The following is a 15128-nucleotide window of genomic DNA, read 5'->3' as shown; positions in this document are numbered from 1 at the left end:
AACAAGAATGTTGCTGAGTCTTGCGATTTTTCTACCCATCGTCTGCGGCGGCTTGCTGCTGGCGCTTGGGCGCGATGAGCAGGCGCACGCCGTGCGCTGGCTGGCCCTGGTGGCCGCGGTGGCGAGCTTTCTCGCCACCGTCCCGCTGATCACTGGGTTCGATACGACGACGGCTGCCATGCAGTTCGTCGAGAACCACCCGTGGATCGAGCGCTTCGCTATCAACTACCACCTCGGCGTGGACGGCATCTCGATGTGGTTCGTGCCGCTAACGGCCTTCATCACCGTCATCGTCGTCATCTCCGCCTGGGAGGTCATCGAGACGCGCGTCAACCAGTACATGGGCGCGTTCTTGATCCTGTCGGGTCTGATGGTGGGCGTGTTCTCGGCGCTGGACGGCATGCTGTTCTACGTGTTCTTCGAGGCCACGCTGATTCCGATGTACATCATCATCGGCGTGTGGGGCGGCGCGAACCGCGTCTACGCGGCCTTCAAGTTCTTCCTCTACACGCTGGCCGGCTCACTCTTGATGCTGATCGCGCTGCTCTATCTGTACACACAGGCCGGTGGCAGCTTCGACATCCAGACCTGGCACAAGCTGCCGCTGTCGGGTACGGCGCAGACCTATCTCTTCTTCGCCTTCCTGGCCGCCTTCTCGGTGAAGGTGCCGATGTGGCCGGTGCACACCTGGCTGCCCGACGCCCACGTCGAGGCGCCCACCGGCGGCTCCGTCGTGCTGGCGGCCATCATGCTGAAGCTGGGTTGCTACGGCTTCCTGCGTTTCTCGCTGCCGATCGCACCGGATGCGGCTCGCGAATGGGCTTGGCTCATCATCGCGATGTCGCTAATCGCCGTCGTCTACATCGGCCTCGTGGCCCTGGTGCAGAAGGACATGAAGAAGCTGGTGGCCTACTCATCTATCGCCCACATGGGCTTCGTGACGCTCGGCTTTTTCATCTTCAACGAGCTCGGTGTGTCCGGTGGCCTCGTGCAGATGATTGCCCACGGCTTCGTGTCGGGCGCCATGTTCCTGTGCATCGGCGTGCTCTACGACCGTGTGCATTCGCGAGAGATCGCGGCCTATGGCGGTGTCGTCAACACCATGCCCAAGTTCGCCGCCTTCGCCGTCTTCTTCGGCATGGCCAACTGCGGCCTGCCTGCCACGGCCGGTTTCGTTGGCGAGTGGCTGGTCATCCTCGGCACCGTGCAGTTCAACTTCTGGCTGGGCGGCATCGCGGCCACGGCTCTGGTCTTCGGTGCGGCCTACACGCTGTGGATGATCAAGCGCGTCTACTTCGGCGACATCGCCAACGACAAGGTCCGCGCGCTGACCGACATCAACAGCCGCGAGTTCCTCATGCTGGCCCTGCTGGCCGTGGCGACGCTCTTCATGGGCCTGTATCCCAAGCCCTTCACCGACGTGATGCACCAGTCGGTCACCGAGCTGCTCAAGCACGTTGCGCTCACCAAGATCCCGGCCTGATCCCGAGCAGAGGCAAGAACAATGAACGACATGAACTGGCTCGCGATCTACCCTGAAATCCTGCTGCTCGTGATGGCCTGCGTCGTTGCGCTGGCGGACCTGTGGGTCACCGACGAGCAACGCCGCCCGACCTACTGGCTGACCCAACTGACGCTGGTCGTCGTGGGCGGCATGCACTTCTACTACTACGACGCGGGCGCGACGTCCTACGCCATGCAAAACATGGTGGTGGCCGACCCCATGGGCCACTTGCTCGCGGGCTTCGCCTGCCTGGCCACGCTGATCACGCTGGTCTACGCGCGTCCCTACGCGGCGCACCGCGAGATGCTCAAAGGCGAGCTCTTCATCCTCAGCCTGTTCTCGCTGCTGGGCATCAACGTGATGCTGTCGGCCAACAACTTCCTGGTTGTCTACCTCGGCCTGGAACTGATGAGCTTGTCGTTGTACGCGCTGGTGGCGTTGCGCCGCGACCATGCCGTGTCGACCGAAGCCGCGATGAAGTATTTCGTCCTCGGCGCGCTGGCGAGTGGCTTCCTGCTGTACGGCCTGTCGATGATGTACGGCGCTACCGGCTCGCTGAACATTCCCGAAGTCTTCGACGTCATCTCCAAGGGCATTCCGAACAAGTCCGTGCTGGTTTTCGGCACCGTCTTCGTCGTCGCCGGCCTGGCGTTCAAGCTCGGTGCCGCACCCTTCCACATATGGGTGCCCGACGTCTACCGGGGCGCACCTACCGCCGTCACGCTGCTGATCGGCGGCGCGCCCAAGCTGGCCGCCTTCGCGATCACCGTGCGTCTGCTCGTCGAGGGCATGATCGGCCTGGCCGTGGACTGGCAGCAGATGCTCATCGTGCTGTCCGTCATGTCGCTGCTCATCGGCAACCTGGCGGCCATCGCGCAGAGCAACCTGAAGCGCATGCTGGCGTACTCGACCATTGCCAACATGGGTTTCATGCTGCTGGGCATGGCCTCTGGTGTCGTCAACAACAACACCTTGTCTGCCGCCAACGCGTACAGCTCGGCCATGTTCTACGCCATCACCTACGTGCTGACGACGCTGGGCACCTTCGGCATGATCATCCTGCTGTCGCGCCAAGGCCATGAGGCCGAGGAGATCAAGGACCTCGCCGGTCTCTTCAAGCGCAGCCCGTGGTTCGCGCTGGTCATGGCGCTCTTCATGTTCTCGCTGGCCGGCCTGCCGCCCACCGTCGGCTTCTACGCCAAGCTTGCCGTGCTGCAGGCGCTGGTGTCCACCGGCCTGCCGTTCTACCTGTGGCTGGCGGGCTTTGCGGTCGTCGTGTCGCTGATCGGCGCCTTCTACTACCTGCGCGTCGTCAAGGTCATGTTCTTCGATGAGCCGACCGACATGGCGCCGCTTGCCGCGCCCGCCGATGTGCGCTTCGTCATGACGCTGAACGGCGCGGCAGTGCTGGTTTTCGGCCTGCTGCCCGGCGGCCTGCTGGAGCTGTGCAAGGTCGCGATCCGCCAAGCCTTGGCGACCTGAGGCGCGGCCAGGCATGGACCAGTCCGTCGCCGTCTGGCTGGTCCTTGCGTTGGCCGCCATCGCGGCCAATCTGCCGTATTTCAACGAGCGGCTGCTGCTCGTCGGCCCGCGCCGCGCGCCCAAGGCGGCCTGGTGGCGGCTGCTGGAGCTGGTGCTGATGGCCGCGCTCACCTTCGGGGTTGGGTCTGCGCTGGAGGCCCGCATCGGCCAGCGCCACGCGCAGGGCTGGGAGTTCTACGCGGCGGGTGCCTGCCTCTTCATCACGCTGGGCTTTCCCGGCTTTGTCTGGAGATACCTGCGCCGTGGCCCAGTCTCAAGAGCCTGACGACCATCTGATCGAGCGCCCGCTCGAAAGCACTCAGGTCTATCGCGGCCATTTCCTCGACGTACGCCGCGACCTCATCGCGCTGCCCGACGGCAACACTTCACACCGCGAATACATCCGCCATCCTGGCGCCGTCATGGTTGTGCCACTGCTCGACGACGGCCGCCTGCTGATGGAGCGCCAGTACCGCTACCCGATGGCGCGCGTCATGCTGGAGTTCCCGGCCGGCAAGCTTGATGCGGGCGAGGCCCCGCTCGTCTGCGGCCAGCGCGAGCTGCTTGAAGAAACCGGCTACAGCGCCGCCGAATGGGCCTATGCCGGCGTGCTGCACAACGCCATCGCCTACTCGGACGAAGGCATCCACATCTACTTCGCGCGCGGCCTGCAGCGTGGCGAGCAGAAGCTCGACGATGGCGAGTTTCTGGAGATCGTCACGCATACAGCCGACGAACTCGACCGCCTGGCGGCCAATGGCGAGTTGACAGACGCGAAGACGCTGATCGGCCTGCTGTGGCTGCAGCGCTGGCAGCAGGGCGCCTGGGCACTCGACTGGCAGCCGGCCTGACGTCGCTGCGCCTGTCCGTTGCGCAGGCCGGGCCCTCGTGCATGACCTCTGGCGGCTTTGTATCAGGCCGTTACCCTCAAGCGTTTTGTCTTCCGAACCCCGTCCTCAGAAGAAGGTCTTTCCATGACTCGCGCAACGCCGATCCTCACCGTTCTGACGCTGGCCCTGGCCCTCACCGCCTGCGGCAAGGGTGGCAAGCCCGATGACGCCAAGGCTGCGGCGGCCAAGCCCGCTGCCCCTTTGCTGCTGGCGCCCGAGGACCTGCGTGCGGTGGGGCAGAGCGGCCTGATCGGCGGCGCCGTCATCTCCGGCGCCATCGAGCCGGCGCGCCGCGCCGACCTGCGTGCCGAGGTGGCCGCCGTCGTCGTGCAAGTGGCCAAGGACAACGGTGAGCGCGTGCGCGCGGGGGACCTCATCATTCGCCTCGACCCGACCTCCATCCGCGACGGCCTCACGTCCGCCGACGAGGCCTTGCGCGCTGCCCAGCAAAGCTTCGAGCAGACCGAGCGCGTGCTGACCCGCCAGCGCACGCTGAACCAGCAGGGCATGATCTCCATGCAAGGCCTCGAAGACGCCGAAGTGCGCCGCAACGCCGCGCAGAGCGAACTGGCCGCAGCCAAGGCGCGTGCTGCCACGGCGCGCCAGCAGGTCTCTCGCACCGAGATCCGCGCACCGTTCGACGGTGTCGTCAGCGAGCGCAAGACGTCGGTCGGTGACACCGTGCAGATCGGCCGCGAACTCGTGAAGGTCATCGACCCGACGTCCATGCGCTTCGAAGGCCAGGTCTCCGCCGACCGCTTGGGTGAACTCAAGGTCGGCCAGCCGGTGGCCTTTCGCATCAATGGCTTCGGCGATACCGAGTTCAGCGGCAAACTGTCCCGCATCGACGCTTCTGCCAACGCGACGACCCGCCAGGTCGAACTCATCGCCGAGTTCAACGACCGCAGCAAGGCGCCGCAGGTGGCCGGCCTCTACGCCGAAGGTCGCGTCGAGAACGCCGATCGTCGCTCGCTGGTGCTGGCCGAAGGCTCGGTGCAGCGCCAGGGCGACACCGCCGTCGTCTGGAAGGTGGCCGGCAATCAGTTGAAGAAGGTCACGGTGACGCTCGGCGAGCGCGACGACCGCCGCGGCGAGGTCGTGATCGTCTCGGGCCTGGCCCTGGGCGACCAAGTGCTTCGCGCGCCCACCGGCAGCCTGGTCGACGGCGCACCGGTGCAGCGCGTTGGCGCCGGTGCCGGCGCGGCCTCCGCCATCCCGGCGGCCGCCGCTGCCAGCAAGTAACCGCAGGAGGCTGCATGTTCCTCTCCAACTTCAGCATCAACAAGCCCGTCGCGACCGTGGTCATGGTCATCGGGCTGATGCTGGTGGGCCTGCTGGCGCTGTCCAAGCTCAAGGTCAACCAGTTCCCCGAGGTCGAGCCGCCGGTGCTCGTCATCAACATCCCCTATCCGGGTGCGTCGCCCGAGACGGTGGAGCGCGAGGTCGTCAACCGCATCGAGAAGGCGCTGCAGAGCATCTCCGGCGTGGATCGCTCCAACTCCACGTCGCGCGAAGGCAGCGCCACCATCGTGCTCATCTTCGACTTCTCGAAGAACATGATCGAGGCCGCCGACGAGGTGCGCAACGCCATCGCCTCGGTGCGCTACAAGCTGCCCACCGAGATCCGCGAGCCCATCATCACGCGGGCCGACCCCGGCGCCCAGCCCATCCTGCAGCTGTCGCTGTCCAGCACGATGCTGACGCACGCCCAGCTCAGCCGGCTGGCCGAAGACCAGCTCGCCGAGCGCTTTCGCGGCATCACCGGCGTGGCGGTCGTCACCGTCAATGGCGCGCTCAAACGTGAGCTGTCCATCCTGCTGCGCGCCGAGAAGCTGCGCGAGTTCGGCGTTTCGGTCACCGAAGTCACCACCGCCGTGCGCGCGCAGAACACCACCGCGCCGGTGGGCAAGGTGCGTGGCGAGCTGGAAGACCAGAGCATCCGCCTGCTCGGCCGCCTGGAGAGCCCGGCCGAGTTCGAGCAGATGATCGTCAAGCGTTTGGTCACAGCCACGGGCAACACCGTCGTGCGCCTGGGCCAGGTCGCCGAAGTGAAGGACGGCTTTGCCGAGATGACCGGCTACAGCTTGCGCAACGGCCGGCCCAACGTCGGCCTCTCGATCACGCGCTCACGCGACAGCTCCACGGTCAGCGTCGCCGTCGCCGCCCGTGCGCTGCTGAAGGAAGTCGAGAAGGACCTGCCCAAGGGCACGACGCTGGAAATCACGCAGGACGGCGGCAAGGACGCCGAGAACAGCCTCGACAACGTGACCCATGCGCTGGTGTTCGGCGCCGGCCTGACGATCTTCGTCGTCTACGCCTTCCTGAACAGCTGGCGCTCGACGCTGATCACGGCGCTGTCGCTGCCCACCTCCGTGCTGGCCGCTTTCATCGCCGTCTGGCTGCTCGGCTTCTCGCTGAACTTCATGAGCCTGCTCGGTCTGAGCCTGGCCATCGGCGTGCTCATCGATGACGCCATCGTCGTGCGGGAGAACATCGTGCGGCACATGGAGCGCGGCAGCGACCGGGTCACCGCCGCGCGCGAGGGTACGGCCGAGATCGGCCTGGCCGTTGCGGCCACCACCTTCGCCATCGTCGCGGTGTTCGTGCCGGTCGCCTTCATGGGCAACGGCCCCGGCCAGTGGTTCAAGCCCTTCGCACTGACCGTCGTCGCCTCCGTCATCGTCTCGCTGCTGATCAGCTTCACGCTCGACCCGATGCTGTCGGCCTACTGGGGCGACCCCCCGGGCTACCACCACGCCGAAAAGAAGGGCATCAGCAAAGTGCTGCACCGCTTCAACGAGTGGTTCGACCGCGTGGCCAACGGCTACGGCCACGTCATCGCCTGGGCGCTGCATCACCGCCGCTGGATGGCCGCGTTCGCCGTGGTGAGCTTCGTGGGCGCCATCGCGCTACAGGCCACGATTGGCGGCTCCAGCTTCCTGCCGCAGGCCGATGCCGGCTTCCTCATCATCGACGTGCGCGCACCGGCGTCCAGCAGCCTGGAGTATTCAAAGCTCAAGCTCGACGCCGCTGCGGCCCTGGCCTCGACGATGCCCGAGACCAAGGCGACGACGGCCTATCCCAACGCCAGCGGCGGCCGCATCTATGTCGACATCGGCAAGAGCACCGAGCGCCAGCGTTCGGCCGGCGACGTCGCCAAGATCCTGCGCGAGCGGGTCGGCCGCCTCGTCGGCGCCGAGTACGTCGTGCTCGACGACCTGAACAACGGCGCGCAGAAGCCCGTGCAGATCCGCTTCTACGGTGCTGATTCGCGCAAGCTCCAGGAGATCACGCAGCAGTTCGTGACCACGCTGCGCGGCGTCAAGGGCGCGGTCGATGTCGGCTACTCCGAGCAGGACCCGCAGAACGAGCTGCAGATCGAGCTCGACCGCGGCCTGGCCAACCAGATGGGCATCTCGGTCAACGACGCGGCCCAGGCGCTGCGCGTGGCCTTTGCCGGCGTCGAGGTGGGCGACTGGATCGACCCGACCGGCGAAGCCCGCGACGTGGCCGTGCGCCTGCACCCGGCCGACCGTGTTGACGCCGCCAACATCGAGCGCTTGCCCATCACCGTCACCGGCACCAACCGCATGGTGCCGCTGGACCAGATCGCCACCGTCACGATGGGCAAGGGCCCCGGCCAGATCCAGCACGGTGACGGCAAGCGCACCATCACCGTCAGCGCCAACGCCCAGGGGCGCGCGCCCGGCGAGATCACGTCGGAGGCGAAGAAGTTGGCCAGCGCCATCAACTTCCCCCCGGGCTTCGGCGTCGAGCTGGCGGGCTCCGCACGCGACCAGGAAGTGGTGTTCACCGCCATGATCACAGCGCTGCTGTCGGGCATCGCGCTGATGTACTTTGTGCTCGTCATCCAATTCAACAGCTTCACGGCGCCGCTGGGCGTCATGCTGTCGCTGCCGCTGAGCCTGATCGGCGTCGTGCTGGCGCTGATCCTGACGGGCGGCACGCTGAACCTGATGAGCCTCATCGGCGTCATCATGCTGATGGGCTTGGTGGCCAAGAACGCCATCCTGCTGCTGGACGCGACGCGGCAGGAAGAGAGTGCCGGCATCGACCGCGAAGAGGCGCTGATGCATGCGGGCCGCAAGCGCTTCCGCCCCATCCTGATGACGACGCTGGCGCTGATCGCCGGCATGCTGCCGGTGGCCGTGGGCATCGGCGAGGGCGGCGAGTTCTACCGCCCGATGGCCGTGGCCATCATCGGCGGCACGATCACGTCGACCTTCCTGACACTGCTGATCGTGCCGACCTTCTACGACAGCATCGAGCTCGCCCGCGATGGCGCGTTGGCCAAGTTCCAGCGCCGCGTGCCGCGCTTGACGGTGGTGGGCGCTTTCTTCGTGACCCTGATCGAGGCGGTGCTCACCTTGGTGATGCTGCGCTTCGTGTTCCGCATGATCGTCAAGCTCGGCCGCCTCGCCACCGGCCGCCGCGTGCCGGTCACACCAGCCGCCCAGGGTTGAGCAGGTCGAGCGGGTCCAGTGCCCGCTTGATCGCCCGCATCAGCGCGAGCGCCGTCGGGTCCTTGCGCTGCGCCAGCTCCTCGCGCTTGAGCCGGCCGATGCCATGCTCGGCCGAGATGGAGCCGCCGCGCTGCTGCACGGCGTTGTAGACCAGCTCGTTGATCGCCGGCTCGTGCCTGGCCAGGAACTCGGCCGGCGCGATACCCGCAGGCGCCTGCACGTTGTAGTGCAGGTTGCCGTCGCCGAGGTGGCCGAAGTTGATGACGGCTATGCCCGGCAGATAGTCGGCCAGCACCGCATCCATCTCGCTGACGAAGCTGGGGATGGCCGACACCGCCAACGAGATGTCGTGCTTGATGTTCAGCCCCGCCTGGGCCTGGGCCAGCGGGATGGATTCGCGCAAGTGCCAGAAGGCGTTCGCTTGCTGCAGGCTCTGAGCGATGGCCGCGTCCTGCACGGCGCCGCGCTCGATGGCGGCCTGCAGCAGCCCTTCGAAAACGCTGCGCGCATGCTCGGCGCTCTCGGCGTCGGACAGCTCCAGCAACACCGTCCATTCGGCGGCACCCAGTGGCTGGGCCAACTGCGGCAACTCGCGGGCCACGAGCGCCAGCGACGCGCGGCTCATCACTTCAAAGCCGGTCAACGCATCGCCTGCGCGGTCGCGCGCCAGGCCCAGCAGCGCGACGGCATCGTTCAGCGTGCCGCATGCGGCCAGCGCCGTCAGCCGCTCCTTGGGCTGCGGATAGAGCTTCATCGTTGCTGCGGTGATGATGCCCAGCGTCCCCTCGCTGCCGATGAAGAGGTCGCGCAGGTCGTAGCCGGTGTTGTCCTTGCGCAAGCCGGACAGGCCGTGCCAGACGTCGCCGGTGGCTGTTACCACCTCCAAGCCAAGACACAGCTCGCGCGCGTTGCCATAACGCAGCACCTGCGTGCCACCGGCATTCGTCGCCAGGTTGCCGCCCAGCGTGCACGAGCCCTCGGCCGCGAGGCTGAGCGGGAACAACATGCCGGCCCCGGCGGCGGCGGCCTGCACCTCGGCCAGCACGCAGCCGGCCTCGGCCGTCAGGCTGGCGTTGGCCAAGTCGATCTCGCGCACGCGCTTCATGCGCGATAGGGTCAGCACGAGTTGGCGGCCGCTGTCGTCCGGCGTCGAGCCGCCGACCAGCCCGGTGTTGCCGCCCTGCGGCACGACAGCGACGCGGTGCTGGTGGCAGAGCCGCATCACTGCGGCCACTTCGTCCGTGCACGCTGGCCGAGCGACGGCCAGCGCGCGGCCCACGTAGCGCTTGCGCCAGTCGTTCTCGTAGGCGGCCAGGTCGCCACCCGCCAGCAACCCCGCCTCGCCGAGCCGCTCACGCAGCGCGTCGAGCAACGGGTTCATATGGCCTTCGCTGCCGCCAGCCGCTGGCGGATCTGCGCCGTGCAGGCGATGAAGATGACGGCGCCGAGGATGACTTCACCCAGCGCCAGCCACTGGCCGAGGCCGCCCTCGCTCGTCGAGCGCACCAGGCCTTCCAACACGTAGAGCCAGATGGCCAACGACAGCCAGCGGTAGGTGTACATGCGGTAGCGCCACAGCCCGACGGGCGCGGCCAGCAGCGGCAGCGCCTTGACGGCGAGCGTGCCGCGGCCGGTCGGCGCCAGCCACAACTCCCAGGCCAGGCACAGCAAAATCAGCGCGACGGTGGCCCCCAAAGCGACGTGATGGGAGAGGCGCTCGCGGGCCGTTGGTTCGGTTCTTTCAAGGGCAGGGGACATAGCTGCGGCATCATAGAAGCCATGTCCCTGCCGCCTGCCGCTCCCGTCTCCGCCGATCCCGATGCGCCGCTGGCGCGCAACCCCATCGCCTTCGCGGGCAACTTCGTCACCGACCTGCTGGCCTGGCCCTGGCTGCAGACGCTGCACACCTTCCGCCAGCGCTTCCGCGAGGAGAAGCTCGGCCTCACCGCCGGCAGCCTCACCTTCACGACGCTCATCTCACTCGTGCCGCTGCTGACGGTGATGCTGGCCATCTTCACGGCCTTCCCGATGTTCTCGAACTTCCAGGCGGCACTGGAACAGTACTTCCTGAAGAGCCTGATCCCGCCCAACATCGCCAAGCCCGTGCTTGCCTCGCTGACGCAGTTCGCGGCCAAGGCCAACAAGCTCGGTGTCGTGGGCCTGGTCTTCCTCGGCGTCACGGCGCTGGCGCTGATGCTCACCATCGACCGCACGCTGAACGCCATCTGGCGCGTGCCGCGGCCGCGGCCCATGGCGCAGCGCGTGCTCGTCTATTGGGCCGCGCTGACGCTGGGGCCGCTGCTGCTGGGCGGCAGCCTCACGCTGACGAGCTATGCCGTCAGCGTCGGCGAGGGCCTGTTCACCAAGATGCCGGGCAACCTGGCTGCGCTGCTCGGCGGGGCCGACATCCTGCTGCTCGGCCTGGCCATGGCGGGGCTCTTCCACTACGTGCCCAACACCCACGTGCGCTGGCGCCACGCGCTGCTGGGCGGCGCCTTCGTATCCATCGGCTTCTCGTTCGCCAAGTCGCTGCTCGCCTGGTACTTGAAGCTGGTGCCGACCTATTCGACGCTCTACGGCGCCTTCGCCACCGTGCCGGTCTTTCTCGTCTGGGTCTACCTGGGCTGGGTGATCGTGCTGCTCGGCGCCATCCTGGCGGCCAACACGCCCAGCCTGACCGGCCGCCTTCACCTGCGCCCCGACACGCCGGGCCAGCCCATGGCGCTGGCGCTGGAGGTGCTGCGCGAACTCTGGCGCGTGCGCGAGGCCGGCCAGCAGGGCTTGTCAGACCTGGGCCTGGCCAGCGCCTTGCGCGTGGACCCGCTGCAGCTCAGTCCCGTCGTCGACAAGCTGCTGGCGATGGACTGGCTGGGTCGCTTGGAAGAGGAGGGCGCCCAGCGCCTGGTGCTGTTGTGCTCGCCCGAACGGGTAGCGGCTGCGCCCTTGATCGCCACCTTCTTGGCCGAGCGCCATGGCTTGCTGGCCAACCTGTGGGCGCGCGGTGAGCTGTCCAGCCTGACGCTGGACCAGTTGCTCACTGAGGCTGGAAGCGCCCGCTCCTAGGAGTGCAGCACCACCAACAGGGCCGTCGCTGCGGACTTGCCCACGTTGCGGATGGCATGCGGCCCGTCCACCGCATAACGTGCTGTCTCGCCGGCCTTGAGCTTGCTCGTCACGCCTTGCGCGGTGACCTCCAGGCTGCCGGTCAGCACGCTGAGGTGCTCGCGCGAGCCGGGCTCGTGGGCTTGCGAATCGAGCACGCCCCCGGCCTGCATGCTCAGCTCGTACCACTCGAACTGACCCGCCAGCTCGATGGGCCCGAGGATGCGCAGCTTGCACAACCCGTCCGGGCTGGTGAGCCCCGGCGTCGCGTGGGCCGGTACGGTCTCGATGGCCGGCGTGGCCGTGCGTTCGGTGCCGAGCAGCTCGCCCATCTCCACACCCAGCGCGTTCGCCAGCCGCCACACCACGGCCACCGTGGGATTAGCCTGGTTGCGCTCGATCTGCGACAACATCGACTTGCTCACGCCGGCCCGCTTGGAGAGATCATCCAGCGACAGGCCACGGCTGGCGCGCAAGGCTTGCAGCGCGGCGCCGACGCGCGGCGGTTCGAGATCGGTAGCGGGCTTGTTCATGCTTGACGGCAATAGACGTTTTTCAGATACTGCACGAATGTTCGATATATCGAACGCGTCCACTGCCGAATTGTGCACCAGGAGAGTGGCCATGAGCCAAGCCTTCTTTCAACACCTGCAAACCGAACTCGACGGCATCCGCGCCGCCGGCCTCTACAAGTCCGAGCGCGTCATCACCACGCCCCAGGGCGCCGTCGTGCAGACAACCGAGGGCCGCGAGGTCATCAACCTGTGCGCCAACAACTACCTCGGGCTGTCGTCGCACCCGCAGGTGATCGAGGCGGCGCATGAGGCGTTGCGCACCCATGGCTTCGGCCTGTCGTCGGTGCGCTTCATCTGCGGCACGCAGGACGTGCACAAGGAACTCGAAGCGCGCATCGCCCGTTTCGTCGGCTGCGAGGACGCCATCCTCTACGCCGCCGCCTTCGATGCCAATGGCGGCCTGTTCGAGCCGCTGCTGGGCGAGCAGGACGCCATCATCAGCGACGCGCTCAACCACGCCTCCATCATCGACGGCATCCGCCTGTGCAAGGCGCAGCGCTGGCGCTATGAGCACAACAACCTCGACGACCTGGAGCGCTGCCTGAAGGAAGCCAAGGAGAAGGGCGCCCGCTTCACGCTGGTGTTCACCGACGGCGTGTTCTCGATGGACGGCACCATCGCCCAGCTCGACAAGATCCGCGCGCTCTGCGACCGCTACGACGCGCTGCTCGGCATCGACGAATGCCACGCGTCAGGCTTCATGGGCAAGACCGGCCGCGGCACGGCCGAGCACCGAGGAGTGTTCGGCAAGATCGACATCATCACCGGCACTTTCGGCAAGGCGCTGGGTGGCGCGAGCGGCGGCTTCACGGCCGCGCGCAAGGAAGTCGTCGAGCTGCTGCGCCAGCGCTCGCGGCCCTATCTCTTCAGCAACACGCTGGCGCCCAGCATTGCCGGCGCGTCGCTCGCGGTGCTAGATCTGCTGGAAGCCTCCACGGCGCTTCGCGACAAGCTCGAAGCAAACACCGCCTGGTTCCGCGAGGCCATCCAGGCCGCCGGCTTCGAGATCAAGCCCGGCACCCACCCGATCGTGCCCATCATGGTCTACGACGCGGTGATGGCGCAGAAGCTCAGCGCGCGCATCCTGGAACTGGGCATCTACGCGGTGGGTTTCTTCTTCCCGGTTGTGCCCAAGGGCCAGGCGCGCATCCGCGTGCAGGTGTCGGCTGTGCATGAACGAGAGCATCTGGAGAAGGCCGTTGCCGCGTTCACGCTGGCGGGCCGTGAACTGGACCTCATCAAATGAAGATCCTCATCATTGGCGCGAATGGCCAGATCGGCACCGAGCTGGCGACGGAGCTGGCCAAGCTGCACGGCAACGACGCCGTCGTCACGAGCGACCTCAGTCCCAAAGGCCGCGTGCCCCAGTTGCACCACGAGACACTGGACGTGACCGATGCCGGCGCGCTGGCCACCATCGTCAAGCGCCACCGCATCACGCAGATCTACCACCTCGCTGCGGCCCTCTCGGCCAATGGCGAGAAGCACCCGATGTGGGCCTGGGACCTGAACATGAAGGGCCTGCTCAACGTGCTGGAGCTGGCCCGGCACGAGAAGCTGGACCGCATCTTCTGGCCCAGCTCGATTGCCGCCTTCGGCCCCAACACGCCGGCCATCGACACGCCGCAGACGACCGTGATGGACCCGACCACCGTCTACGGCATCTCCAAGCTGGCAGGTGAGCGCTGGTGTGCCTGGTACCACGCCAAGCACGGCGTGGACGTGCGCAGCCTGCGCTACCCCGGCCTCATCAGCTGGAAGACGCCGCCCGGCGGTGGCACGACGGACTACGCCGTGGAGATCTTCCATGCGGCGCTTCAACAGGGTCGCTACACCTGCTTCCTCGAAGCCGGCCAGGCGCTGCCGATGATGTACATGCCCGACGCGCTACGCGCCACCATCGAGTTGATGCACGCGCCGGCCGACCACGTCAGGCAGCGCGGCAGCTACAACCTCGCCGGCGTCAGCTTCACGCCCGAGGGCATCGCCGCCAGCATCCGCCGCCGCTTGGCCGCCTTCACGATGGACTGCGTGCCCGACTTCCGCCAGGCCATCGCCGCGAGCTGGCCGCAGCGCATCGACGATGCTGCGGCACAAGCCGACTGGGGCTGGGCGCTGAAGTACGACCTCGACGCGATGGTCGACGACATGCTGACGAATCTGGCACGGGAACTGAAACGCACCTGAAAGGCCGTGCGCGCTGCCGCTGTTAGGCTGACCCGCATGACAAACATGCTGCCTGCCGGCCTGGTGACCGTGGCCCTGATGTCCGCGCTGCAGGCGTTCGCGCAGGTTGCGTCTGAGGCCCCGCCTGAGAAGGACGAGAGCTTTCGCTACTTGCTCGGCGCGTCCGTTGCCAGCGTCCCGGAGTACGACGGCGCCAGCCAGCGCCAAATCAAGATCAGGCCGCTGTGGGCGGCCCGCTTCGGCCGCATCCGTGTCGCCACCTCGGGCGGCAGCGCCTTGCTCGGCTTCGGCCGCGAGAGTGTGGGCGCCGGGGCGAGCACCCAGCTCATCGAGGGCAAAAAGTGGCGCCTCGGCCTGTCGCTGCGCGTCGACAGTGGCCGCAGCAGTGGTGATGCCGACACGACGCGGGGCCTGCCGGATGTGAAGCGCACGCTGCGTGCCCGGCTCAATGCGGGCTACAGCTTCACCAAGGACTGGAATGCGAGCGCCTCGGTGTCCCAAGACGTTTTGGGCCGCAAGGGCGGCATGACGGCGGGGCTGGATCTCGGCTGGCGCTTCTACCGCAGCGACGAGACGGAGTGGACGACCGGCGTCGGCCTGTCCGCAGCCAACGGGCTCAACCTGCGCAGCTATTTCGGCGTGCCGGCTTCGGCCGCCGCTGCTTCGGGCAAGCCGGCCTACGAGCCGGGCGGCGGGTTGCGTGATACGCACATCGGCGTCAACTTCAAGCATGCGCTGACCCCGCACTGGTTCGTGTTCGGCGGCGCCGGCGCGAGCCGCCTGCTCGGCCCGGCGGCCGCCAGCCCGCTGGTGCAGAGCCGCACGAACACCACAGCCGCCATGGGCGTCGCCTGGCGGAATTAGC

Annotated in this window: 13 protein-coding genes; 10 read left to right on the top strand and 3 right to left on the bottom strand. The window is 67.3% G+C overall.

Features of this window, described 5'->3' with window-relative positions:
* The first annotated feature begins 7 nt into the window (after positions 1–7).
* The 6 genes from ABIS05_RS13685 (at position 8) to ABIS05_RS13660 (ending at position 8399) form a co-directional block, all read left to right on the top strand.
* Complete coding sequence (locus ABIS05_RS13685; protein ID WP_348010668.1) at positions 8–1483, top strand: NADH-quinone oxidoreductase subunit M; 1476 nt, start codon at positions 8–10, stop codon at positions 1481–1483.
* Between the two features lie 21 nt (positions 1484–1504).
* Complete coding sequence (nuoN, locus tag ABIS05_RS13680; RefSeq protein WP_348010667.1) at positions 1505–2986, top strand: NADH-quinone oxidoreductase subunit NuoN; 1482 nt, start codon at positions 1505–1507, stop codon at positions 2984–2986.
* A gap of 13 nt (positions 2987–2999) precedes the next feature.
* Positions 3000–3311 carry a DUF2818 family protein gene (locus ABIS05_RS13675; RefSeq protein ID WP_348010666.1) on the top strand — a complete coding sequence of 104 codons (312 nt, stop codon included), beginning with the start codon at positions 3000–3002 and terminating at the stop codon, positions 3309–3311.
* Positions 3289–3876: an NUDIX hydrolase gene (locus ABIS05_RS13670; protein WP_348010665.1), complete on the top strand. Its 588-nt coding sequence runs from the start codon at positions 3289–3291 to the stop codon at positions 3874–3876. The genes ABIS05_RS13675 and ABIS05_RS13670 overlap by 23 nt, the downstream gene beginning before the upstream one ends.
* A 123-nt stretch (positions 3877–3999) precedes the next feature.
* Complete coding sequence (locus tag ABIS05_RS13665) at positions 4000–5157, top strand: efflux RND transporter periplasmic adaptor subunit (protein WP_348010664.1); 1158 nt, start codon at positions 4000–4002, stop codon at positions 5155–5157.
* Positions 5158–5171: 14 nt separating this feature from the next.
* Positions 5172–8399, top strand: a complete 3228-nt coding sequence (locus ABIS05_RS13660; RefSeq protein WP_348010663.1) for an efflux RND transporter permease subunit — start codon at positions 5172–5174, stop codon at positions 8397–8399.
* Here the strand turns inward: ABIS05_RS13660 and ABIS05_RS13655 are convergent.
* Both ABIS05_RS13655 and ABIS05_RS13650 read right to left on the bottom strand, forming a co-directional pair.
* Positions 8377–9780 carry an FAD-binding oxidoreductase gene (locus ABIS05_RS13655; protein WP_348010662.1) on the bottom strand — a complete coding sequence of 468 codons (1404 nt, stop codon included), beginning with the start codon at positions 9778–9780 and terminating at the stop codon, positions 8377–8379. The two genes, ABIS05_RS13660 and ABIS05_RS13655, sit on opposite strands and share 23 nt — an antisense overlap.
* Positions 9777–10094 (bottom strand): DUF2069 domain-containing protein, encoded by a 318-nt coding sequence (locus tag ABIS05_RS13650; RefSeq protein ID WP_348063270.1) that lies wholly within the window; start codon positions 10092–10094, stop codon positions 9777–9779. The genes ABIS05_RS13655 and ABIS05_RS13650 overlap by 4 nt, the downstream gene beginning before the upstream one ends.
* A gap of 84 nt (positions 10095–10178) precedes the next feature.
* On the opposite strand from ABIS05_RS13650, the gene ABIS05_RS13645 reads away from it, so the two are divergent.
* A complete protein-coding gene (locus ABIS05_RS13645) occupies positions 10179–11462 on the top strand; it encodes a YihY family inner membrane protein (RefSeq protein WP_348010660.1) in 1284 nt (427 codons plus the stop codon).
* Here the strand turns inward: ABIS05_RS13645 and ABIS05_RS13640 are convergent.
* Positions 11459–12034: an XRE family transcriptional regulator gene (locus tag ABIS05_RS13640; protein WP_348010659.1), complete on the bottom strand. Its 576-nt coding sequence runs from the start codon at positions 12032–12034 to the stop codon at positions 11459–11461. The two genes, ABIS05_RS13645 and ABIS05_RS13640, sit on opposite strands and share 4 nt — an antisense overlap.
* Before the next feature lie 91 nt (positions 12035–12125).
* Between ABIS05_RS13640 and kbl the strand changes: the two genes are divergently transcribed.
* Genes kbl through ABIS05_RS13625 form a run of 3 tightly spaced genes read left to right on the top strand, consistent with a single transcriptional unit; the run spans position 12126 to position 15127 of the window.
* Positions 12126–13322 carry a glycine C-acetyltransferase gene (kbl, locus tag ABIS05_RS13635; RefSeq protein ID WP_407074848.1) on the top strand — a complete coding sequence of 399 codons (1197 nt, stop codon included), beginning with the start codon at positions 12126–12128 and terminating at the stop codon, positions 13320–13322.
* Positions 13319–14263 (top strand): NAD-dependent epimerase/dehydratase family protein, encoded by a 945-nt coding sequence (locus tag ABIS05_RS13630; RefSeq protein ID WP_348010657.1) that lies wholly within the window; start codon positions 13319–13321, stop codon positions 14261–14263. The genes kbl and ABIS05_RS13630 overlap by 4 nt, the downstream gene beginning before the upstream one ends.
* 36 nt (positions 14264–14299) lie before the next feature.
* Complete coding sequence (locus ABIS05_RS13625; RefSeq protein WP_348010656.1) at positions 14300–15127, top strand: MipA/OmpV family protein; 828 nt, start codon at positions 14300–14302, stop codon at positions 15125–15127.
* Position 15128 lies beyond the last annotated feature (1 nt).

It is taken from the genome of Roseateles sp., assembly GCF_039929605.1.
Taxonomy (GTDB): Bacteria; Pseudomonadota; Gammaproteobacteria; order Burkholderiales; family Burkholderiaceae_C; genus Pelomonas.
Note: the sequence above shows the minus strand (reverse complement) of the source record. Positions and strands in the feature narration are given on the sequence as shown.

Coding starts and splice junctions, on each gene's coding strand:
- ABIS05_RS13685 (WP_348010668.1), top strand. CDS start 8: ATGTTGCTGAGTCTTGCGATTTTTCTACCCATCGTCTGCGGCGGCTTG.
- nuoN (WP_348010667.1), top strand. CDS start 1,505: ATGAACGACATGAACTGGCTCGCGATCTACCCTGAAATCCTGCTGCTC.
- ABIS05_RS13675 (WP_348010666.1), top strand. CDS start 3,000: ATGGACCAGTCCGTCGCCGTCTGGCTGGTCCTTGCGTTGGCCGCCATC.
- ABIS05_RS13665 (WP_348010664.1), top strand. CDS start 4,000: ATGACTCGCGCAACGCCGATCCTCACCGTTCTGACGCTGGCCCTGGCC.
- ABIS05_RS13660 (WP_348010663.1), top strand. CDS start 5,172: ATGTTCCTCTCCAACTTCAGCATCAACAAGCCCGTCGCGACCGTGGTC.
- ABIS05_RS13655 (WP_348010662.1), bottom strand. CDS start 9,780: ATGAACCCGTTGCTCGACGCGCTGCGTGAGCGGCTCGGCGAGGCGGGG.
- ABIS05_RS13645 (WP_348010660.1), top strand. CDS start 10,179: ATGTCCCTGCCGCCTGCCGCTCCCGTCTCCGCCGATCCCGATGCGCCG.
- ABIS05_RS13640 (WP_348010659.1), bottom strand. CDS start 12,034: ATGAACAAGCCCGCTACCGATCTCGAACCGCCGCGCGTCGGCGCCGCG.
- kbl (WP_407074848.1), top strand. CDS start 12,126: ATGAGCCAAGCCTTCTTTCAACACCTGCAAACCGAACTCGACGGCATC.
- ABIS05_RS13630 (WP_348010657.1), top strand. CDS start 13,319: ATGAAGATCCTCATCATTGGCGCGAATGGCCAGATCGGCACCGAGCTG.
- ABIS05_RS13625 (WP_348010656.1), top strand. CDS start 14,300: ATGACAAACATGCTGCCTGCCGGCCTGGTGACCGTGGCCCTGATGTCC.